The organism is Dialister sp. i34-0019-2H8 (genome assembly GCF_042846925.1).
Taxonomy (GTDB): Bacteria; Bacillota; Negativicutes; order Veillonellales; family Dialisteraceae; genus Dialister.
On sequence record NZ_BAABYQ010000001.1, the window covers coordinates 291138 to 314855 of the forward strand.

13 protein-coding genes are annotated in these 23718 nt (G+C 47.6%); 4 read left to right on the forward strand and 9 right to left on the reverse strand.

Features of this window, described 5'->3' with window-relative positions; all coding sequences use genetic code 11:
• Positions 1-269 precede the first annotated feature (269 nt).
• From clpP to tnpA, 3 genes are all read left to right on the forward strand, one after another.
• On the forward strand, positions 270-875 hold the full coding sequence (gene clpP / locus ACGG9R_RS01065) for an ATP-dependent Clp endopeptidase proteolytic subunit ClpP (RefSeq protein WP_390150461.1): 606 nt from the start codon (positions 270-272) through the stop codon (positions 873-875).
• A gap of 12 nt (positions 876-887) precedes the next feature.
• Positions 888-2135 carry an ATP-dependent Clp protease ATP-binding subunit ClpX gene (gene clpX / locus ACGG9R_RS01070; protein ID WP_390150463.1) on the forward strand — a complete coding sequence of 416 codons (1248 nt, stop codon included), beginning with the start codon at positions 888-890 and terminating at the stop codon, positions 2133-2135.
• Positions 2136-2568: 433 nt separating this feature from the next.
• Positions 2569-2982, forward strand: coding sequence for an IS200/IS605 family transposase (tnpA, locus tag ACGG9R_RS01075; protein ID WP_045172396.1), 414 nt, complete (start codon positions 2569-2571; stop codon positions 2980-2982).
• 145 nt (positions 2983-3127) lie between these two features.
• Here tnpA and ACGG9R_RS01080 read toward each other — a convergent pair whose 3' ends face one another.
• The 7 genes from ACGG9R_RS01080 to ACGG9R_RS01110 all read right to left on the reverse strand — a co-directional run bounded on the left by ACGG9R_RS01080 (position 3128) and on the right by ACGG9R_RS01110 (position 16226).
• A complete protein-coding gene (locus tag ACGG9R_RS01080) occupies positions 3128-3553 on the reverse strand; it encodes a hypothetical protein (protein WP_390150466.1) in 426 nt (141 codons plus the stop codon).
• Positions 3554-3555: 2 nt separating this feature from the next.
• Entirely contained in the window at positions 3556-3801 is a 246-nt protein-coding gene (locus ACGG9R_RS01085) for a hypothetical protein (protein ID WP_390150469.1), read from the reverse strand.
• Positions 3802-3806: 5 nt separating this feature from the next.
• Positions 3807-4232, reverse strand: coding sequence for a hypothetical protein (locus tag ACGG9R_RS01090; protein ID WP_390150472.1), 426 nt, complete (start codon positions 4230-4232; stop codon positions 3807-3809).
• The gene (locus ACGG9R_RS01095) at positions 4229-6847 is read right to left on the reverse strand and encodes a hemagglutinin repeat-containing protein (RefSeq protein WP_390150475.1); all 2619 of its coding nucleotides are present in this window, start codon (positions 6845-6847) and stop codon (positions 4229-4231) included. Before ACGG9R_RS01095 ends, ACGG9R_RS01090 begins: the two co-directional genes overlap by 4 nt.
• 40 nt (positions 6848-6887) lie before the next feature.
• Positions 6888-7334 carry a hypothetical protein gene (locus ACGG9R_RS01100; protein ID WP_055237012.1) on the reverse strand — a complete coding sequence of 149 codons (447 nt, stop codon included), beginning with the start codon at positions 7332-7334 and terminating at the stop codon, positions 6888-6890.
• On the reverse strand, positions 7327-14328 hold the full coding sequence (locus tag ACGG9R_RS01105) for a hemagglutinin repeat-containing protein (RefSeq protein WP_390150478.1): 7002 nt from the start codon (positions 14326-14328) through the stop codon (positions 7327-7329). The genes ACGG9R_RS01100 and ACGG9R_RS01105 overlap by 8 nt, the downstream gene beginning before the upstream one ends.
• Positions 14329-14540: 212 nt before the next feature.
• A complete protein-coding gene (locus ACGG9R_RS01110; protein ID WP_390150481.1) occupies positions 14541-16226 on the reverse strand; it encodes a ShlB/FhaC/HecB family hemolysin secretion/activation protein in 1686 nt (561 codons plus the stop codon).
• A 422-nt stretch (positions 16227-16648) separates the two neighbouring features.
• Here ACGG9R_RS01110 and ACGG9R_RS01115 point away from each other — a divergent pair, with 422 nt between their 5' ends.
• Positions 16649-17956, forward strand: coding sequence for an MFS transporter (locus ACGG9R_RS01115; RefSeq protein ID WP_390150484.1), 1308 nt, complete (start codon positions 16649-16651; stop codon positions 17954-17956).
• A 215-nt stretch (positions 17957-18171) separates the two neighbouring features.
• Here the strand turns inward: ACGG9R_RS01115 and ACGG9R_RS01120 are convergent, their stop codons facing one another.
• Together ACGG9R_RS01120 and addA are read right to left on the reverse strand one after the other, a co-directional pair.
• Positions 18172-18999: a basic amino acid ABC transporter substrate-binding protein gene (locus ACGG9R_RS01120; RefSeq protein WP_390150487.1), complete on the reverse strand. Its 828-nt coding sequence runs from the start codon at positions 18997-18999 to the stop codon at positions 18172-18174.
• Positions 19000-19598: 599 nt separating this feature from the next.
• A complete protein-coding gene (gene addA, locus ACGG9R_RS01125) occupies positions 19599-23471 on the reverse strand; it encodes a helicase-exonuclease AddAB subunit AddA (protein WP_390150490.1) in 3873 nt (1290 codons plus the stop codon).
• Between the last annotated feature and the right edge of the window lie 247 nt (positions 23472-23718).

Here is a 23718-nt window from a genome sequence, read left to right on the forward strand (position 1 = left end):
GATTGCCCCGATCTCGATTTTATGAATTGACATTGGGATAGCCCGTGGGGCGTGAGAAGTGCCGGTGCGGCGCATTTCGTCATCCTGAGCGAAGAAAAACGTCGAATATAGCTTATCTGAAAACAGGAGAACTGAGTCGAAGGATCTAAGCGCTGCAGCGTATAGATGGCGGCGATGCCCTTAGTCACCAGTCACTTTCAATCCCTAATCCCTAACCCCTAGCTGCCAGTCACTGCCTATTATTTAGTCAAAAGAAAGGGTGTTATCACATGGCATATGTACCGATTGTTGTCGAACAGACCGCTCGCGGAGAGCGCTCCTATGATATTTATTCCCGTCTTTTGAAGGACCGCATCATATTCCTTGACGGCCAGATTGAAGACCATATGGCCAATGTCATCATTGCGCAGCTTCTCTTTCTGGAAGCCGAAGACCCTTCGAAAGATATCCATCTTTACATCAACAGCCCCGGCGGCGTCGTGACCGCCGGCCTTGCGATCTATGATACGATGCAGTATATCCATCCGGATGTTTCCACCATCTGTATCGGATCCTGTGCCAGCATGGCGGCTGTCCTCCTGACTGCCGGTGCGAAGGGCAAACGCTATGCCCTCCCGCATGCGAATGTCATGATCCACCAGCCGCTGGGCGGCGTACAGGGACAGGCGACCGAGATCGAGATCCATGCGAGAGAGATCCTCCGCCTGCGCGAAGAACTGAACGGCATCCTTGCCAAGCACAGCGGACAGTCCCTTGAAACCATCAAAAACGACACCGAACGCGATAATTTCATGACAGCCCAGATGGCGAAGGACTATGGCCTCATCGACCACATCCTCACCCGCAATGAGCTGGCGAAAATGACACAGAAATAAAGGAGAAAGACCATGAACGGAGAAGATAAAGAACCGAAGATCTGCAGCTTCTGCGGCCGATCCAGCGACGAAGTCGAAAACATGGTCACCGGCCCCGGCGTCTACATCTGTAGCGAATGTATTGACATCTGTCATAACATTCTTCTGGAAGAGCGGAAAAACAAAGCAAAGCCGGGTAAAGAACCCGCTGACACCAAGGTGCCGACACCGGAAGAGATCAAAGAATATATCGATCAGTACGTCATCGAGCAGGACAATGCCAAGATCGCTCTGGCCGTCGCCGTGTACAATCACTACAAACGCCTCTTTTTCAAAGGCGAAGATGACGGCGTAGAGTTGCAGAAATCCAATATCATCCTGCTTGGGCCGACCGGCAGCGGCAAGACCCTCCTTGCCCAGACCCTCGCCCGCTACCTCGATGTGCCCTTTGCGATTTCCGATGCCACTACCCTCACACAGGCCGGCTATGTCGGAGATGACGTCGAGAACATCCTCCTCCGCCTCATTCAGGCCGCGGACTACGACATCGAGAAAGCCCAGCGCGGCATCATCTACATCGACGAAATCGACAAGATCGCCAAGAAGACCGAGAACGTCTCCATCACCCGCGACGTCTCCGGCGAAGGCGTCCAGCAGGCCCTCCTGAAGATCCTGGAAGGCACCGTGGCGAACGTGCCGCCGCAGGGCGGACGCAAGCATCCGAATCAGGAAATGATCCAGATCGACACCAGCAACATCCTCTTCATCTGCGGCGGCGCTTTCGCCGGCCTCGATAAAGTCATCGACAGCCGTCTCACCAAAAGCGTCATGGGCTTCGGCGCCGATATTGAGAAAGCAGAAGACAAAGACATGGACGAGCTCCTCCAGCAGGTCCAGCCGGAAGACCTCCTGAAATTCGGCCTCATCCCCGAATTCATCGGCCGTCTCCCCGTCATCGTCGCCCTTCACCCGCTGAAGGAAGAAGCTCTCGTCAAAATCCTGACCGAACCGAAGAATGCCCTCGTCAAGCAGTACAAGAAGCTGCTGGCCATGGACGGCGTAGAGCTCGTCATCGAAGACGCTGCCATCCATGCGATCGCCCGCCAGGCTATCGAGCGCAATACCGGCGCCCGCGGCCTTCGCGCGATCATAGAGAAGATCATGCAGAAAGTCATGTACGAGATCCCCGGCATGAAGGATGTCGTGAAATGCACCATCACGGAAGACAACGTGGTGAACCACACCGATCCGCTGCTGGAACGGAAAGCGGCAGAAAAATAAAAAACACCTCCCTGTGACTCGCTCATAGGGAGGTGTTTTTTTTATTGCGAGGTGGATGACGATAAGTGGGTGGGCATTGGTAGATTGCCTGACTTACCACTCCCATAACCTTAACATGAATGGCGAATCGTATCGCTTCCAAAATGCGCGCAAAAGGAAGTCGTAGTTTTTACGGTCAAAGTGGCTCAGAAATTTACGGCCGCATGGCTCACTTTTTCATTGGCATTAGATCCGCGCTTAAAATACAAGGGGCTGGTCTGAATCCCTGGATCCATTATAGGGAACCCTCGGATAACTGTATTCGTATATTAAGCCCCCATCTGAGATGGGGGACCCGGTGGAGCCGTAGCTTTGCCTAGAGTATAAAAAATCCTCCAGTGTTAGAATAAAGAGGGTCTAGCAAACCACTTTAGCTAACAAAGGAGGAGTCCAAATGGACAACAATAGTATAGCTCATACCAAATGGAATTGCACATATCATATCGTATTCATCCCAAAATATCGCAAGAAAGTATTCTACGGGCAAATGAGGAAAGATTTGGTTGAAATCATCCGAAAATTGTGCGAGATGAAGAAAGTGGAACTGATCAAGGGAGCTGCATGCGTGGATCATGTGCATCTGTATCTCGGGATACCGCCGAAGTTGAATATATCAGACGTAGTAGCCTATATCAAAGGGAAAAGTGCGTTAATGATATACGACCGGCATCCCGAGATAAAAGCCAGATGGGGAGAACGGCATCTCTGGGCACGAGGCTATTATGTAGAAACCGTCGGGAATATCAACGAAGAAGTTATCAAGCGTTACATTTCAGAGCAAGAAGAAAGCGATAAGTTCGAGAAGTAAGTAAGACGAATAAGCGAAAGAGCCGCCATAGGCGGCTGTAAGTACAAAGACGATTTGCTAGACCTGCCATAGGCAGGTGTCAGTACAAAACCCCGGAGGGGTTCCAAATAAACCCCCATTTGAAATGGGGGTTGCTAACTTTATATTAATCCATTTTAGCAATAAACGGATATAAAAATACCACAATCAAAAACATAATAACTTCAATAGCAACACAAAAGTTTCTACGTTGTATATTTACTCTATACATTTTGCCTAAATCCTGTTTATGGTATACATAATTTAACTCAGCCTCTTTTTTTATTACTTGTAAAATCCCAATACTCGATGCACCAATAGCTAGGCAAAGATAGGAAAACAATCGCTCTTCTTCTATTTGAAAAATTCTAGCAATCATCTCAATTTTCAATAAAACCAGAAAACTTATTATCAAGCTTAAATAGCTTATCACATACTCCAACAAGTAAAATTTTTCTGAAATGTATTCTTTAGGAAACCTTTTGAAGCATTTATATGTCATATGACAAATCTCGAGAAAGAATATTATTTTAATTAAATCCATTTCAGTCATAATCAATTACCTGCTTTCTGAAATCGATTTAATTTTTCCATGTATTCTTTTTCTTTATCAGTTTTGGTATTTTTTAACTTATATTTCAATACAAGAGCATCAATAGAACGATTAGCTATAGCTGATACTCCTACGGATGCAATACCACTACTGAGAGATAACGTTCCAACAAAAGTGCTAATACCGATAGAATCCTTTGCCACAAATTGGGAATTTATCTCCTGAATATTTTTTCTTAAACCTGCCATTTGTTCTATTGCACTCCTAAAAGAGAATACTTTAAAGCAATGACAATAGCTATCATTATAGCTTCTATAACTATTAAAAAATTTCTACGAATTATATTATTCTTATACTCGTTTTCCAGCTTTATTCCATAATTCTTATAATCTAAGATTGCCTTTTTTTTGATTGCTTCCGAAATACCAATTCCCGATACTCCTAACATCAGACAAATTCCTAGAAACATATTAAATTCAACAATATGTAAAATTACAGAAATCTTCGTTATAAAGAGTAGGACTAAAAAACTAATTATAAAACATGAATATGAAAAAGTGTACAGTAAAAAGTAGCTTGTTTCATGAAAATATTCCTGTGGAAAATTATGAAAGCATTTCCAAATCATACGAAAAACACCAAAGAGTAGAATAACTCGAATTAAATCAATTTCAGTCATAGTTTGTCACCTTCTTTCTGAAATCGATTCAGTTTTTCCAAATTATTCTTTTCTTTATCAGTTTTCGTATACTGTAATTTGTACTTTAGGACATTAGAATCAATATACCGATTAGCTACAATTGACAGTCCTATAGTAGTAATACCACCGCCAAGTGGTATAGCTCCCACAACAACTCCACCTAATAGTCCCACGGAATCTATGCCAAGAGCCAAATACCTATCTTTTCCACTATAATCTCTAAAATCCTGGGTAATATTCATAGTTCCGTTTGCAACAGAACCTATAACACTATATTTCCCAAGTGCCTTTGCCCATGAAGGTGCATATTGCTGATCCTTAACTAATTCCCATGGTAATCCAGCACTTTCCGCGATTCCCCAATTTCGCACAGAGGCACATCCATCAAAAGCTCCCATTCCCTTGTAGTCATAGTAGTCTTTTCCCATTAATTCATTTACTTTATCACGTGCTTGGTCTTCTAATGATTTTTTGACATCTAATGGTACATTCGGACTAAAAGTAGGTATGCCAGAAGCATCAACACCTAGTAACGTAAATGGATTATTATCAACTTTTCCTACATCAGGATGGATTTTTTCATAATCAGATAAAAGTTCATTTGTATAATCATCTTGCAATTGTCTTTTCTTGGTATAATATTCAGCCTCGTCTGCATTTCCAGCATTTTCTGCCTGCTTTATTTTATCGGCATAATCTTGTGCGTCTTTATGATTAATCCAGTTGAACTTCGTCCCACTCCAAGCGGCAGCAGCCCCTACATCTCCATCACCGCCAAAGAGTTTTCCTGCACAATATCCGAAAATGCTAGACACTTCTTCTCGCATATCCGGATGGTCTTTCAGGAAGGTGTCAAGCATGGGCTGCAAGCCTTCCATAGTGGCTCCGGAGGCTACACCGGACAGGATACTGTTTCCACCTAGTTTGGCAGAGATACCACCCAGTAGTCCATGAAGCAGAGAGTGTCTAGGGTCATTGGGGGACCAGTTCTTTTCTTTGGCAATATCACCAATCTTTTCGGCTCCCAGTTTGGCAAATTCGTTAGCCAGTGCCTGTCGTTCTTGTACCTTCTCTTTGTCAAAAATCTTTTCCAACTGGTTCAAGGTATTCTTTGTATCTCGATTGAGAGCAGATATATCTTGTTTCTGGTTTTCTTTATCAGTGATAGAAATCGTTCCTTCTGAAATAGCGGATTTGGTTGTGCTATCAGATTTCTCTTTTACCGGTTGTGATTGAACCGGACTGGTTGCTACTTTATTCCCACCTACTTTTTGTGTCGTACCGTCCTTCTTTGTAATCGTTTCTTTCGGAGACCAGCTAGCACCGTAGTTCCTACCATCTGCTGTCGCTTTATAGTCTGCCTTGTTTTCTACATCTTCCCAGGTCAACGTACCTGTGGTAAGGGTATTTTTATCCTTGCTTGCATTGCTATCAATAAGGCCACCTTTGAGATAAGTATTGGCTTTGACAGAAATATCATAGCCTTGGTTGCTAGCAGTAATGCCAGCTTGGTTTGTCACGCTTTCGTAAGTAGAATCTGTATTGCCTTTGGTTGTCCCTACCGTCAGTCCACCATGTCCATTAGTTGTTTTGCTAGTACCTGTGGACAGTCCCATGCCTTTGCTTTCATTATGAGATGTATAGCTGTCCTTATCCTGTACGCTTTCGATGGCCAGATTTCCGCCCGCCTTGATGGTCACTTTATCTCCATAGGCATTGCTGCCACGTAAGGTTGTATCTTTTCCGCTTTCAGTGGTCAGATCCTTTCTGGCAATGACTTGGCTGCTGGTATGAGTTAAAGTTTCTTCTGTCTCATTACCCTGTCCCTTGCTGGCATTGGCATAGAAACTATTTCCTGTGGGTGCAAAAGTCATACCTGCCTGGCTGCTTTTGCTGCTTTCTTTCGTGTCACTAGAGCTTCTATTTTCTGCTGCACTGAGGGTGATATTTTCTCCCGCATTCATAGAAACATTATCACCAATAATCTGTGATCCTTTCATCTCGATGTCTTTCTTGGCAGTGATATGAATATCGTTATTCGCCAACAGATTACTTCCTACTGCTTCTATAGTTTCTGTGTGGGAGGTTGCTTTGAACACACTGGAGCCTATTCCTACTTTTATACCTGGCATGCCTTTCTCGCTGATGTGATTCAAGGAGTCTTTTCCCTTGGCCATGGTTTCATAGACTTCTGCGCCATAAAGTGCTTTTAGCTGTTTATCTCTAGCAGAGGACGCTTTTTTCGCATAATCTATAGTATCTGTTAGTATGTCAGCAACTCCACCACTGGCAGAGACCGTGAGTCCACTCTTCTTGTATTCGTGCTTCTCATCACTGCGATATACATTGTCCTTGCTGGTGATGGTGACATTTTCACCGGTCATAGAAATGTCTTTTCCTGTCATGATGTCAGAGGCGTCTACATGGATATCCTTATTCGCATTAACCGTTACATTTCCTTGCAAGCTGCCTACTGTCGACGTTTTCTGTAAGGTATCTGCTTCTTGGTATTGGTCGTTTCTCTTTTCTTTCCCGATAGTAAATCCCAATCCGCTGCCTTTGTTGCTATTGGCATAAAAGGTATTTCCTGGCATGAATCCCACAACTGCCTGGCTGCTTGGTACCACAATTCTTTTAATCCGCCCCATATATTATATAATAAGCAGCACTTAATAAAAGAGAACACATAGCTAGACAACCACCACAAATGACAAAATAGAGTTTTCTTTTCATCTGCGGGTAATTAGCTGGCAATAGAATTCCATACCTTTTTTTGTTATATTCGGCATTTTTTAGCCAACTTACCAAATTCACTAATGCAGATGCAGGCAATATAAACAATATTACCATCCAAAATGCCAAAAATTCACTAAACTTTAGTGAGTAAAAACTCAACAAATGAAGCACAGCAAGTAGCAATAGCATAGAAATTATAAATCCGATATAACCGCCTACATAAAAATATTTGTATATTGGTAACATATTATGCTGTTTCCTGTAATCATTTAAAAATATTTTAATGTTATATCCTATAGTCATACAAAAAAATAATTCTATGATAATATCTATTATACTATTCATGGTTATCTCCTGTTCTATTAGCTTCTTTCTTTTGTAGATCTGTTTTTGTGTACTGAGATTTAACTTTATAACTTAAATAATCCAATACAGGTGCATACAAAAAACCAGGAGTGGGAACAAATATCCCAGAAGCTACTCCTACGCCAGTTTTTCCGGCATCTATAAGCGCAGCAATTAATAGATCTTTTCCACTGTAATCTCTATAATCACTTGCAAAATCAAGAGTCCCTGAAATCCCAATTCCAATTACATTGTATTTTCCTAGAGCTTTTACCAGACCGCTACTACCATATTTTTCACTCAACGCCCATGGCAGACCGGCTTCTTCGCCAATAATAGCTGTTGCAATAGAACTCTTCCAATCAAATGTACTGCCAGGTACTACATCGGGATTCTCTACAACGTACTGACCTTTAATTCCACGTAAATCCCAATAATCACCTACGCCTTGTTCTTTCAACCAGTTATCTTCTTGTTCATCATTTATTTCTAGCCATTTGGCTTTTACCTGTTTCTTCTCCTCTTCTGTTGTCGCTGCATCCCATTCTTTTGCATACTCAGCCATCTGCTCATGATTCAGCCAATTAAACTTTGTCCCATTCCATGCCACAGCAGAACCAGTTTCTCCATCACCGCCAAGCAGCTTTCCTGCACAATATCCGAAAATGCTAGACACTTCTTCTCGCATATCCGGATGGTCTTTCAGGAAGGTGTCAAGCATGGGCTGCAAGCCTTCCATAGTGGCTCCGGAGGCTACACCGGACAGGATACTGTTTCCACCTAGTTTGGCAGAGATACCACCCAGTAGTCCATGAAGCAGAGAGTGTCTAGGGTCATTGGGGGACCAGTTCTTTTCTTTGGCAATATCACCAATCTTTTCGGCTCCCAGTTTGGCAAATTCGTTAGCCAGTGCCTGTCGTTCTTGTACCTTCTCTTTGTCAAAAATCTTTTCCAACTGGTTCAAGGTATTCTTTGTATCTCGATTGAGAGCAGATATATCTTGTTTCTGGTTTTCTTTATCAGTGATAGAAATCGTTCCTTCTGAAATAGCGGATTTGGTTGTGCTATCAGATTTCTCTTTTACCGGTTGTGATTGAACCGGACTGGTTGCTACTTTATTCCCACCTACTTTTTGTGTCGTACCGTCCTTCTTTGTAATCGTTTCTTTCGGAGACCAGCTAGCACCGTAGTTCCTACCATCTGCTGTCGCTTTATAGTCTGCCTTGTTTTCTACATCTTCCCAGGTCAACGTACCTGTGGTAAGGGTATTTTTATCCTTGCTTGCATTGCTATCAATAAGGCCACCTTTGAGATAAGTATTGGCTTTGACAGAAATATCATAGCCTTGGTTGCTAGCAGTAATGCCAGCTTGGTTTGTCACGCTTTCGTAAGTAGAATCTGTATTGCCTTTGGTTGTCCCTACCGTCAGTCCACCATGTCCATTAGTTGTTTTGCTAGTACCTGTGGACAGTCCCATGCCTTTGCTTTCATTATGAGATGTATAGCTGTCCTTATCCTGTACGCTTTCGATGGCCAGATTTCCGCCCGCCTTGATGGTCACTTTATCTCCATAGGCATTGCTGCCACGTAAGGTTGTATCTTTTCCGCTTTCAGTGGTCAGATCCTTTCTGGCAATGACTTGGCTGCTGGTATGAGTTAAAGTTTCTTCTGTCTCATTACCCTGTCCCTTGCTGGCATTGGCATAGAAACTATTTCCTGTGGGTGCAAAAGTCATACCTGCCTGGCTGCTTTTGCTGCTTTCTTTCGTGTCACTAGAGCTTCTATTTTCTGCTGCACTGAGGGTGATATTTTCTCCCGCATTCATAGAAACATTATCACCAATAATCTGTGATCCTTTCATCTCGATGTCTTTCTTGGCAGTGATATGAATATCGTTATTCGCCAACAGATTACTTCCTACTGCTTCTATAGTTTCCGTGTGTGTTTCTGCTTTAAAAGAACTGGTTCCGATTCCTACGCTGACACCGGGCATTCCTTTCCCTGACAGATCTTTCAAGACATCTTTCCCTTTTGCTATTGTCTGGTAGACTTCTGCGCCATAAAGTGCTTTCAGTTGTTTATCTCTAGCGCTGGATGCCTTTTGAGCATAAGCCAGAGCATCACTCAGAACTGCTACTGCTCCACCCGTAGCAGAGACAGTGAGCCCGCTCTTTTTATACTCGTGCTTTTCTTCGCTGTGATACACATTGTCTTTGCTGGAAATCTGTACATTCTCGCCTGTGATAGAAATATTCTTCCCCGCGAGTACGGCTGACGCGCCGACTTCCGTCTTGTTGCCCGATTCGATCGACACATTGCCGCTTACACTTCCCACGGTGGATGCTTTCTGAAGAAGGTCAGCATCGCTATACTGATCTTTCCGCTTCTCCGTCCCGATGGTAAATCCGAGTCCGCCACCCGAGAGCGGGCCGCTCTTCTTGACGCGTTTCTCATAGTCGTGCTGCTCTACTTCTTCTGCACTGGTGATAGTCGTATTTTTACCAGAAGTGATAGACACGTCGTTCGTACCTACCACATTGGATGCGGTGATAGTGGTGTTTCCAATAGAAGTAATGCTTATTTTGTCTCCAGAAAGCATACTGCCAATTGCCGTCTTGCTTTCGTCATGGCTTTTTATGGCTGTTGTCTTATGAGAGAGGAAGCCACTTTCTTTGTACTTTAAGCCGTAGTCATCCATAGCTTTATTATATCCGTTTTCGATGATTACATCATCAGCAGCTTTCATGGAAACCTGCCCATTTTCACTAGCTACGGTGGTACTTCTCGCTTTGATATCATTGCCTGAAATGAGCGAGATATCTTTCCCGGCGGTCAAAGTATTCGCTGTTTCTGTCTTGCGATAGGTGCGGATATAGTTGTCATTATTCTCAGTCATATCTTTCTTGGCTTCCAGACTATCCGTATCCATAGTGAGATTGTGCCCAGCAGAGAAGATCATAGAGCCATTTTTACCTAAAGCGGCTAGCGTAGCACCAGTCATGGTGATGTCTTGTCCTGATTGCATCAGAAGTAAGCCTTCTTTCCCTTTGACGGCGATGCCGGCGGTGGTGTCCAGGATGGCCTGGTTCATGCCATGCTGGATGGTGTTTTTCATGGTAATGTTTCTGCCTGCATCTAGGGAGATTCTATCTTCTCCCTCTATGATACCACTATGTACAATATCCTGGCTAGCTTTGAGGGAAATGTCATTGCCGAAGATGGTGCCTTTGTTCACGATGTTCTTGGACTTAGTGATGATGGTATTTCCTTTGAGTGTGCCTTGGTTCGTCAAAGTACCCTTGGTATCTGTAATCAAGGTATTGGCACTGATGAGGCTGCCGTCTTCGGTGAGGGCTTTTGCCGTGCTGGCTTTGAGATACACATGAGGATAAAGAACCGTGTATGTCTTGCCATTCACGGTGACGGTGGTGGTCTCAAGCCAGACGATGTCGCTGGTGAGAGCGGCTATCTGTTCTTTGGTGAGGGCGATGCCTGGTTTCAGGTTATATTCTTTCGCATAGGCGATCCCTGCATCCATTAGAGCCTTGTATTCCTCTTCATCATTGGTATAGCCATTGAGATGACGCATGCCAGTGAGCTGGGTCACTTGGTTCCGGATGAGTTCTTGTTCATAGAATCCGTCACCGAGCCGTTTATTGACTTTGTCGTTATCCCAAAGAAGCTGGTTGTACATGTAATCAGACGAAAGGAACTTCTTTTTGTTGGTGAAGGCGGGATCGGTCTCGATGAGATACTTTGCCTTCTCTTCTGGATGGAGCTTGCAGAGAGAGCTATCTGGGATAAAAGACAGCGTGCCACCTGTTTCTTTTCCGGCTGTACTGCCTGGATTGGTTTCTTTCCCGGTAGCAAATGGATTCAAATGTTGCTGGACGTTGTCACGCATGGCCTGGGTAATGTCTTCTTTATTTGGGTTCTTTCCTGTGTTTCCTTCATAGGATCCAACATCAAGAGAGGTGGGGTTGTCCAGCTCTTTCTGTGGCGTCATGAAAATTTGGTCCCGATAGTGCCGTCTCCATGCTTTATGGGGTCTATGTTTTCTTTTGGTGTAGCTTTCTTGTGTGGTACCGAAGGTGATTTTCTGCACTTGATTCTTTTCGGCAATGTTGTCCAATGTGCCACTGTTTGCCGTGAGGGTACTCCCAGCGGTGATACGGCTGTTTTCATTGGTCACGTTGCCAGAGAGGATCATATCTTTCCCACTGGAAATGTTGCCCGCTTTCGTTTCCTGCACTTGTTTTTCTGACGTGTGGGTGGTGGTGCGAATGATGGTGTAGTATTTGATGGCTTTACTTTCGATAGCACCGATGGAATCATTGTAAGCCTTGGCTTCTTCGTTGTAGGCTTTTATCTTTTCATTGAGTTGATTCAATATTTCTTTATACTGCTTGTCCCAATCGGCTTGCTTCGGATCATCATAGCCGGGGCGTGGAGTATCCATGGATTTGACACCCAGTTCTTTGAAAATGGGATCATTGTAGTCATAGTTTGGTGCTTCTTGGCCTACTAATTCGTCGGGGACCGGTGTTTCGCCGTCTTTCCGTTCTTCCTCGGTGATTTGTTCTATCTTGTCATAACCGGCTTCTTCGTAGAGTGTTTTCGGGGTGATACCTTTGTTATGGTACGCCCCATAGCCGCTATCCAGAGCAGAAAATTCATCTCTGGTGAAAGATTGCCCTCTTTCTGGATGTCCATTTTCATCGATACGGATAAGGTCAGGATTAGTGACTTCGCTTGTCCATACTCGTTTAGCAGAGAAGGCTTCGTTTTCATTGGTGATGGTAGGAGCTGTGAGGGACATATTTCCCTGTGCTTTGATGTCAGCTCCGTGGTTAGTGATGTCTTTGGCTTCGGAAATAGCCATGTCGCCACCGGCATAGAGCAGAGAAGAGGCACTATTCAGCAAGGTATCCCCTGTAATGATCATGTCATTCCGTGCAGCGATAGTGGCAGACTTCACCTGTGCCATATCTGCTAAAATAGCATCGACAGACGCTTTGGAAGCAGCATAGGCCGCTTGCTTATTTTCTATTTCTTTGAAATAGTTTTCTTTTTCACTATCGCTCTTGAAAGCGGTCACGTCGATGGCAAAGGCGCCATCCAGATCTTGTTCTTTCTGCTTTAAATCTTTCATGGCAGCAGCCAGTTTTTCTTCCAGTACTTTGTCTTTTCTATTTTCCAGCGTCTTAGCATGAAGGGTAATGTCTTCACCATAGATGCGACCGGTAGCTATATTCTGTAATATATCTGTGGTGATTGTATTTGCTTGGTCAGCACTCACTAAACCACGGTTTGTCAGAGTCGTGGACGTGATAGAAACACTGCCACCGTTGATCTCACCACTTTCTTTATTGGAAATATCTTTGGCACTGAGTGTAAGTGTCCCTTTGGATTCCAGTTTCTTGCTGTTAGTCAGGTTACCTTTGGCGGAAATGGTCAGATTTCCATCTGCCTGGGTGATACCGTAGTTTTCTTTAGCACTGTCATTGGTGATGTCATGATCTGTGGTGATAGTCAGATTATTACCTGCTGCCAGTTTCCCATCCAGCTGAATATCTTTCGTTGTGATAGTTTCATTCTGCCCAGCCGTGATGGTTCCTTGGGCATTATGAATCAGATCAGATGAAATAGAAATATTCTCATTAGCAGCGATTTGACCTTGTTCATTTTCCAGTTTGTCTGATACAGAAATGGTATTGCTCCCATAAGCAGTTAGTTTCCCTTGAGAGTTATTTAGTGTTTTTCCTTGGATAGACAAGGTACTGCCAGAAGCGATATTACCATTCAGGTTGTCCGTATGACTGGCTTGGATAGTCACATTTCCATTGGCAAGGATTTCACTATTGGAATTGTCCAGCGCATTTTCTTCTTCACTGGTTGTGGTAATGGACAAGTCTTTTTCAGAAGCAATGGTCTTGTGATTGGTGACTTGGTTGGCAGTGATTGCCATATTTCCAACGCTTCCCATGATTTTATCATTGACAACCTGCCCGTCAGCGCGTAACGTCATATTTCCGGAAGCTGCCATAGTGCCAGTATTCTGTATATCTTTCGCATGGATGGTCATATCTTCCGTGCTGTGGGTGGTGCCGGCATGGTATAAGTTTCCTTGGTTATCCAGCACCATATGCTGGCTTTCGATGGCACCTTTAATGTCTATAGGAAGGCCTTTTTCATTGCCAATAAGGAAGATACGTCCAGCATACATGCCGCCTAGGTCTTTCACATCAATGGCAATCTCCGGTTTCTTTCCTTTTCCTTCGATAGCAGTGACTTTCCCTGTATTGGCATCAATCACATTGGCACCGGTGGTGACATGTACGGTATTCCCAAAGATAGCCGCTTCGATTTCTGCGGCTCTGGTATAAAGTTCCAATGTGTCTGCTTTTTTACCATTGAGCCCATTTCCGGTGATAAGAATGGTAGCGTCATTATCTATGCGGAAATCTTTCAGTCGTTCCTTGTTGTCATACTCCGGTTTGCCCGTGGTCAAAATGGCACGAGCTGTATTGATGAATCCGCCACCATTGACGGTAATACCATTCGGATTGGCAATGATCACATCAGCTTTATGGCCTGCTACTTCCAGAAATCCATTCATCGTCGTAGGATTTCCGCTGGTCACTTGGTTCACAATGATTTTCGCCGGACCTTGTGCCATATTGGCATTGCCTTGCACGTAACCGGCCAGTTCCGTTTTGGATAGGGTATAGGAGTTATTCAGAATGGCCCCTTTTTCTGGTACATTGAAGCGGTCATAATCATTGCGAGATACACCACCTGCAGAAGGAGCAGAAATATTGACCAAGGGGATCCCATTGGCTGTTTCTTGTACCAATGGCTGACGGTTTCCTGGGGCTCTCTGGTCTGGCAGAATCGGTGTTTCAGCGAAAATGGCAGTGTCAGCGAAAAACACTCCTGCTAAGAGAAGGCTCATGATTTTTCTGGCGAGTTGTTTTGTATGATTTCGTTGCATGATATATGACGCTTCCTTTTATTATTAGTGACTCGTGACTGGTGACCAGGTGAGGAATTAGGCTGTATTCTTCTTAATGTAAGAAAAGCGTGAGTTTCCCTATACGATTTCTTCCGAACCGCCTTCCCCGATAGGGAAGGCATTGGAATGGAAATTAGTCATTAAAGATTAGACAATTAAATTTCTAATTCCCAATCCTTAACTACTAATCACTAGAACTTGCAAGTAATAGTGAATCCCATAGGCCACCGCCTGGTGTGGTATCCTTCTGGTTTATACAAAGCTCGACTGATAAACGCATCGTAGGAAATACCAGAGGAAAAGGTTCCTCTCATCCCGATAGTAGCACCGGCAATGGTTCTGCCGACTAATGTGTCTGTGCTCACGCCATAGACAGCTCCCACATCCAATCCCATATAAACCTCACTATGTAAAGAGGGAATCGTGCTGGCTAATTCATTTCGTAAGTACCAACCACTTTCGCCCATGAGAGTGTACTCTCCGTCAAAGCCATTCACAGTATATCTGTTTCCTATACTTAGCATATCCACGCCATAGAGACGATTGCCTTTGCTATTCCATTGTCCGTGAAGGGAACTGGAAAAAGTAGCGGGGCGATGTCCCATGGTAAAAGGCTGATACCAATCTACATCAAAGAGCCACATCTGGTATCTTGTCTTTGGCGCATCTGGATATTCATTTTCTTTCTGCGCACCGAACCATCCCATACCTTGTTTGTGCGCTACTCGAAGATACAAAGTATTTCTTCCGAAATAGATTCGGTCATTGAATCCAATTTCCAAAGCTGATGTGTTCATGGCCTGCACAGGAATTTCCGTATCATTGATGAAATAATGAGAATTCCGTTTGCTCACCGTGATATCCATGGATCGTCTTTCTGTCTGAGAACGAGAAATCATATGCTCCAGACTTACACGGCTCGTTTGCGACTTTCCGGAACTGGTAAAGTCATATGGCTTAGAGAAGACAAGTTGGTTGTACCGATTTCTGCTATGGCTGATGGTCAGTCTATTTTTGCCACAGGGAATCGAATAACTGAAGCTCTGGCTTCGTGTCCCCTTTTCATTCCAATCCCGGCTAGTGTCTAGCGTATTGGATATGTATAAGACATCATTGGCATTGAACACTCGATCAAATCCAAGACTGGTTGTAAATTGGTTTTTCCCCGTTTCTTTCATCCCAGAATCATCAAAAGACAAACTGCCATGGACTTGTTTCTGGCTATGAATGGTGAGTTCCAAATCCGAAAACCCCGGTTCATTGGGTGGAAGGATTTTCATAGACACATCGAGCGAAGAGATCCGCTTCATATTCTCCAGACCTTCCTCTAGCATCCGAAGATTCATCAAATCTCCCTCTCGGATGGGGAAAGCATTTTTCCATGGAAGATTCTCGCTTCCCTTTGCATATACCACTTGTCCTAACTTTCCAGGGGTACAATACAAAACAAGTTTCTCCCCAGATAGATTTTGCTCCGGTATTACCACTTGGCTTGTTACATAGCCCTTATCTTGTAATTTTTGATTCAGTTTCCGTACCAATTCTTCTATATCTGACAGTTTCAAATTTCTGTTTTCGTAGGAAGGAAGCAAGTCATACAGAAAGTCCAATTCTTCAGGTAGATTTTTCAGCGTGATTTCTTGCACATAAAAAGCAGCTGATGGAAGGGAGCCACTGGACATCTCTTTCTCACCATCTGCTTTTTCTATTTTTATACGAGGCAGACTTTCTCTGTCTGCTTTCCACTTGGCTATTTCTTTCGCTTGATTTTGCAATTCCTGGTGTGCAAAAGGTTGTGATACATCTGCAGCATCTACAGATGCTTGCGTACCAAGGCATAAAAGCGTGATTGGTATAATTATCCATCTATTTTTCATGGAGTTTTCCTCCCTTACATGTGGGGCTTTTCTTCTTCTTGATTACTCATTCTAGCACTAACAATAAGTATTTGCAAAACCTCATGATCACCTTTCCTTAATAAAAGCTGATCTATTTAGGGGCATAATGGCCGTGAAAAAAATGAGCCACATTTGGCTGACATCTCATATAAAAAGTTGAGATAAAAACATGAAAGGTCTGATATTTCGATCAGTTGCTCTGACGCTCATAGAACGATTCAGACTGTAGAATCGGTTCATCATAATAACTCTTTGAATTCTCAATTTTTTATAAAATTAACCGTTCTCCTCTTTTCAAAGACACATCTTCATTATATAATTAGATAATTTTGTGCGTCTTTCGCACTATATGATTTTCAGGGTCATTGTCTGCACAAGATCAGACATGTAGGGGAGGTATTATGTCGGAAAAATCTTTGGAAGAATTGGAATTTGAGGAAACTGGCGTCACCCGGAAGGAGCGATGGAAGGTCATGTGGGCTTCGATCGTCGGGTATGCGATGGATGGACTGGATGTTTTGATCCTGTCCTTTGCCATGGCAGCGATCGTTGCGGAGTTTGGTCTGACGCTCGGGGAGGGCGGTCTCATCGCGACGTACACGCTGATCGGTACGGTCCTTGGCGGGTATCTCTTCGGCGTCTTTGCTGATTACTTCGGCCGTGTGCATACCTTTGCACTGACCATCATCATTTTCTCGATCTTCACCGGGGCCTGCGCTTTTGCAGACAATGTCATGCATCTCAATATCCTTCGTTTCCTGGCAGGGCTCGGCCTTGGCGGGGAATACGGGATCGGTATGACGCTCGTCACGGAGACCTGGCCGGCAGCGAAGCGCGCGCGTGCTACGGCGGGCGTGGCGATGGGCTGGCAGGCGGGGGCTGTGCTCGCTGCGATCCTGGCGGCTGTCGTTCTTCCTGATTATGGCTGGAGAGGCCTCTTCCTTGTGGGCGTTATCCCGGCGCTGCTGGCGGCATGGGCGCGCCATGGCTTGAAGGAACCACCGATGTGGCTGAAACGCAAGGAGCTGAAGAAGCAGCTGAAAGCAAGAAAAGCGGCTGGCGAAACGCTGACGGCAGAAGAAGAGGAGGAGCTCGCGGAAGCAAGCAAGTTCCCTCTTGCGCATCTGTTCTCCAGCCCGTCGAAGACGGCGACCACGATTTCTCTCACTGTCATGACGAGTGTGCAGAATTTCGGCTATTACGGCATCATGGTGTGGCTGCCGATGATCCTTCTGAAAGAGCACGGCCTTTCCACGAGCTCGATGTCAGGCTGGATGGTCGTCACGGTCATCGGCATGATCGCAGGCATCTATGTCTTCGGCTATCTCTCGGATCGTTTTGGCCGCAAGAAACCGTACCTGCTCTTCTACCTGTGTGCGGCAGCGATGGTGTATGTGTATGTCAATCTGAATACGCCGATGGCGCTGCTCTTCGGCGGTGCGGTGCTCGGCTTCTTCTGCAATGGCATGATGGCCGGCTATGGTACGCTGCTTTCTGAAAACTATACGACGGATGCGCGCTCGACGGCGCAGAATTTCATTTTCAATACGGGCCGTGCGGTCGGCGGTTTTGCCCCGGCGATCATCGGTGCGCTGGCACAGGCGAATGGCTTCTCTGCGGCTTTCGCTCTGCTGTCCTGCGTGTACCTCGCGGCAGCGCTCAATGTTCTTTTCTTCATCAAGGATACCAAGGGCGTGACGATCAAATAGTCGCTGGCGACTGGGGAATAAAAAAGACTCGTGAGATCTCACGGGTCTTTTTTATTGACTTATAATCCTAGGGAAACGCTGATTTAATCGCAGAGTCGGATTTCATATGGATTTTTATACATAGCTTCGTCATCATCTTCCTTACATAGCTCGCTATTCTCGGCAGATGATTCCTTGCTCTGTATAAAAATCCAAGAATGAAATCTGACAACGATTTAATCAGTGTTTCCCAGCGCTTCTTCGCAGGTGGCTGGCATTTCCGGTACGGGCGTCTTGAACCATTTTTCGTGGAGCTCATTCAGCGTACCCTTCTGCTTCAGGTCGGCGATGGCTTTATTGATCTGCTGCTGCAGTTCTTTGTTGTCTTTATTGAAGCCAAAGGCGAAGTACTGGACTTTGGAGTCCGGCACATCGACCACGCGGAAATTGTCCTTGCCGTCTGTCGCGACGAAGTAGTCTGCGGCAGGCTTGTCGAGGATGCCCGACTTTGCACCGCCTGCTTTGAGTTCCATCACGATATCCGATGCATGGTCGAAGCCGCGGATCTTCATGCCCTTATCCTGGGCATAGTACGCGGCTGTCGTACCCATCTGTACGGCGACTTCGGCGCCGTCCTGCATGTCTTCGACAGAGTGGATCGGGCTGTCCTTCGGTGTCACGACCGCAAGCTTCGTCGCATAGAAGGGGGCGGCGAAGAGGATCTTGCCGGCTCTTTCTTTCGTGGCTGTCATGCCGGAAGCCGTCATGTCGACTTCATGCGACTGCAGAGATGGGATGAGTCCGTCAAACGCAATGTTCTTGAATTCCACATCGCGGCCTAGTTCTTTCGCTACCGCACGCACTACGTCGATCTCATAGCCGGTATAGTCTTTTCCATCTTTGGATTTAAATTCAAAAGGCACATACGTCGCATTCGTAGCGACTTTCAGCGGGGCTTTGCCCGATGCCGCGTCTGCCTTCTTCTCGCTGCCGCAGCCGGATGCAAGTCCGAGTGCGAGCACGGCCGCTGCGGCCAGTGCCAATCCCTTTTTCCAAGTTTTCATTCTTATCGCCTCTTTTAAAATGTATACTCATAAAAGGATGTACATATTATATAAAGCGGTATGCGATTTGTCCACGAGAAATGAGGAATGAAGGTGGCGGCTTCGCCGAGATCGAGGGCTCAGGTCGCAGCTGTTCTGGCATTCGTTATCTCACATACGACGTTTCTCACCGCTCAGGATGACGAAACGGGGCGATGCTCGAAGGTGAGCGGGTAGCAGGTTTCCCGTTTGAGTTTGTCTGATGGGAACCGTTTGAACGAGAATGACAAAGATTTCTCGCTTCGCTCGAAATGACGATACGAGAGAGACTGATGTCTTCTAGTCTCTTAGTCTTCCCTGCACTTGAGATTACTAATTCCTAGCCACTAATCCCTAATCCCTGCTTTCAATCTTCAGGTGGCGGCTAAAGGCAGGCGATGCTCGAAGGTGAGCGGGTAGCAGGTTTCCCGTTTGAGTTTGTCTGATAGGAGCCGTTTGAACGAGAATGACAAAGATTTCTCGGCAACGCTTTCAATGACGATACGAGAGAGACTGATGTCTTCTAGTCTTTTAGTCCTCCCTGCACTTGAGATTCCTAATCCCTAGCCACCAGTCACGAGTCACTCGTCCCCCGTCTCCCATCGCGCTACTTCGATCTCTTTCCCGAAGGTGAAGGACCAGAGGTAGAGGTGTTTGACGGGCTTTCCCAGCAATTTCTCGGCGGATTCGCCGTAGACCTGGAGCTGGATCTTGTAATGGGCTTTCAGCTCTTCTTCGGTCATGGTGCGGTCGGTCTTGTAGTCGATGATGGTGAGGCCGTCTGCTTCTTCCACGAGGCAGTCCATGATGCCCTGCAGGAAGAGGGTCTCGCCCTCTTCACACTGCGGGTAGAAGGAATGGGCGGGAAGGAGGATGGAGAAGGGCATTTCCTTCCTTACGGCAGCGGCTCTTCGCATCAAAGCGGCGAGGGGGCTTTGGGCAAAGGTGAGGAGGGCTTCTACGGGATTGCGATCTTTTCGATGGGAGAGGAGGACCTTCGTCTCCTCTTCGGTGAAGACGTGCTTATCAGAAAGGGCGCGGATGTGTTTTCTGAGGGCGTCTTCAGTGGGGAAAGGGGCGGTGAAGTCGATCATCTCCATCGCCTTGTGCATGAGGGTGCCGAAGGAGGTGCCGCTATACAGGGGGGCGTCCTCGCTTAGGAAGGCGGGCGGCGTGCTGTAGTCGGCGGGAAGGCCCTCTGTCTCTGCTACGTCCTCAAGGTCACCTGCGAGGATGGAGGAAGCGTAGGGCGGTTCATCTCCCTGCGCGTATTCTGCTTCTTCGCGGAGCTTGACGGCGGCGGTGGCGGTGAGTTTGGCCGGGGTCGATGTCGCACCCGGGAAGGCGTAGTGCCAAGTGAGCTGTCGGGAGAGCCAGTCAGGGACGGTTTCCGGAAGATGGGCGAGGAAGGCCTCTCTATCGAAGGCGGGGGATGCGTCCTTTTCTTCCTTCGCCGTTTCCGGCTTCTCACTCTCTTCGAGGAGGGCTTTCTCGCTTTCTGTGAGCAGGTCTTTCTGGGAGATGATGCGGAAATCAAAGTGGGAGTGGTCGCCCGCAGCATCGCCTTGGAAGGAGGGGATCTTCTCGAGGCGGCTCCAGACAGAGGAGAGGTCTCTGTGGTGGAGCGCGGCGGGGAGGATCCAGTCCAGGTAGGAGCGGGCATGGGAGATGAGGTGCGAGGGGAGCGGGAGCGGCGTATCATTTCCGCTGCCGGCGAGCGGGGTCATGCAGGCGGCGAGCACTTTTTCCGCGTCCTTGACGGAGGCGGTGAGGTAGAGGGTATCGCGGGCACGGGTCATGGCGACGTAGAGGAGGCGCGCTTCTTCGGCACGGCTTTCACGCTCGGAGGCGGCGCGGACGGCGTACCAGTAGAGGGAGGGCCAGCGCAGGCGTCTTTCGATGTCGAAGTATTGGATACCGAGGCCGAGCCCTTTGTGGCAGAGGGCGATGCCGGTCATGTCCGAGGCGTTGAAGTTTTTCGCGAGGTCGGCGAGAAAGACGACGGGAAATTCCAGTCCTTTGCTACTGTGGATGGTCATGATACGGACGGCATCGGTAGAGACGGCGTCGGTCTTTGTCTGGAAACGGCCATCGCCCTTGAGCAGGCTCGACAGCTCTGTGAGGAAGGGGTAGAGACCGTTGTGCGTGCCTGTGTCGCGCGTGCGGGCGAGCTCATAGAAGGAAAGCAGGTGGGCGCGGCGGGCATGTCCGCCGGGAAGGCCGGAGACGTAGGTGAGGTAGTCGGTGTCCTCCCAGATCTCCTGAAGGAGTGGTGCGATGCCGCCTTGCACGGCGTGCTCGCGCCATGCGCTAAAGTGGGCGAGGAAGGCGGACAGGGCGTCGCCCTTTTCTCTGGAGAGCAGGGGCGCGGCTTTTTCGAGGAGCGGGAAGAGATGGTCTGCCTCGTTTTCTTTCATGAGGAGACGGAGACGGGCGAGGTCTGTCTCCGTGAGCCCTACGAAGAAGGAGCGGAGCACGGCGGTGAGCGGCAGGTCCTGCAGCGGGTTATCCAGGATCTGAAGGAGAGCGATGAGTGTCTGTACTTCCAGATTCTTCACATAGTCATCGTCTCGGGAGGAGACGGCAGGGATGTGATGCTCTTTCAGAATCTTGAGCAGGGCGGGGCCTTTCGAGGCGATGGAGCGGAGGAGGATCACGATGTCTCCATACCGGATGGGACGGAAGGTGCCGTCCTTATTCATCACTTGCCGTCCTTCTTGGATGAGGCTTTCGATATGGCTGGCGATGAGGCGGCCTTCGGCGTCGATCGTGGAGATCTCCTTGAGCTCGGGCCGGTCCGTCTCGGCGAGTTCGCTGCCATCGATGAGCTCGATCGTGACGCGGCCGCCGACGTAGTTTTCCGGGCGCGTTTCTTCGTATCGTCCCGGGTAGAGGGCTTCGGCGTCGCCGTAGGTGAGCTCCAGATTTTTCTCGGTCATGAGCTGACGGAAAAGATAGTTGATGGAGGAGAGGACGGCGGCATCGCTTCGGAAGTTGCGGTTCAGGTCGATGCGACGGCCGCCTTCACTGTCTGTAAGGAAGCGGTGGTACTTGGAAAGGAAGATCGTGGGGTCTGCCTGCCTGAAGCGGTAGATGCTCTGCTTGATGTCGCCGACAAGGAAACGGTTATGCCCGTTCGAGAGGAGGGTGGTGATGAGCTCCTGAATGCCATTCGTATCCTGATACTCGTCGATCATGACTTCCTTGTAGTTTCTTCGGATGGAGAGTGCGGCTTCGGAGGGGAAGTCTTCGGCGTGCTCGGGGGTGAAGGCTGGATTTTCCGTATCGAGCAGAAGGGAGAGTGTATAATGCTCGAGGTCATTGAATTCCATCACGCCCTCCTGTTTCTTCCTTGCCATGTAGCTGCGGCTGAAGTCGAGCGCGAGCGCGGAGAGGACCTTGACTTCCGGGGCCATGGCGCGGGTCTCTTTGATCCATTGTGAGGGCGTAATGGAGAGAAAGGGGAGGAGCTTTTTCTTATAGATGTCTTTGGCCGTGTCGCGAAGAGTTTTGATCGCTTCCGCTTCCGGAGATCTGCTAAAATCCGTGGACTTGATGCCGTAGGCTTTGGCTTTGGCAGCGGAGAGTCTCGGCATGTTTTTCGGGGTGAAGGAGGGCATGGCGTAGAGTGCCTGCCAGGTGGTGACTTGGGCGAGGGAGGAGAAGAAGGCGTACTCTTGGCTGAGCGTCTCGCCGTAGACATCGCGCGCGATGGGATGCAGATCCAGCAGGGAGAAGCTCTGCCGGTAGAGGTCACAGATCTTTCCGGCGGTGTCGATGAGCTCGGATAGGATGGGCTGCGTCCATGGGAGGGTATCGAGCGTGGCATTCCCGGGGATCTCATAGGCGGAAGGGAGGCGCGTGAGCCAGACGTCCGGGAAGGGCATGGAGGAGGCGTAGCGGTGCATGCGCAGGATCATCTGGCGCAGCGCCTGGTCCTGATGGCCGCTTGCAAAGAGGTCGCAGGTGGTGAGGAAATCAGGATCTCCCTCCTCATACCAGCGCTCGAGGACTTCTGTCAGTACATCATCAGCGAGAATACGCGCATCATTTTCATCGGCCATGATGCGTGTCTTCGGGTCAAGATCGAGCAGGTAGAAATATTGACGCACGAGGGACTGAAAGAAGGCGTCCAGTGTGGAGATCTGCGCACTCGAAAGGAGCGAGATCTGTCGCTCCAGGTGGCGGACGAGCGGGAGGTCCTTGGCGGCATCTGCGGCCTCGAGCTCACGGGTGAGAGAGGCGGAAATGCGGGACTTCATCTCGCTGGCTGCGGCTTTTGTGAAGGTCAGCACCAGGAGCTCATGGATGCCTGTGTGGCTTTCGGGGTCTGCCGCGAGGCGTGTGATGCGTTCCGTCAGGACGGCGGTCTTTCCGCTGCCCGCGGCGGCGGATAAGAGGAGGTTTTTATTTCGGATGCGCAGGGCCTCTTCCTGCTGGGGTGTCCAACTCATGATGGCTCCTTTTTTTAATGAGGAATGGGGAATGAGGAATGAGGAATGGGTGTGAAAGGTTGACGGGTTCAGGGTTCGGGGTTCAGGTTGGTGGAGCGGCGCATCATAAAATAGAAGCGCCGCGGAGTTTTGAAACAGGCGGTTTTTCCCGTATCGTGCTCCCTTTCCATAGGAAAGGAAGGCAGGGGGGATAGGGAGACCAGTGTGCAGGTAGTCGACCGCTATGAATGAGGCTGACTACGCTATG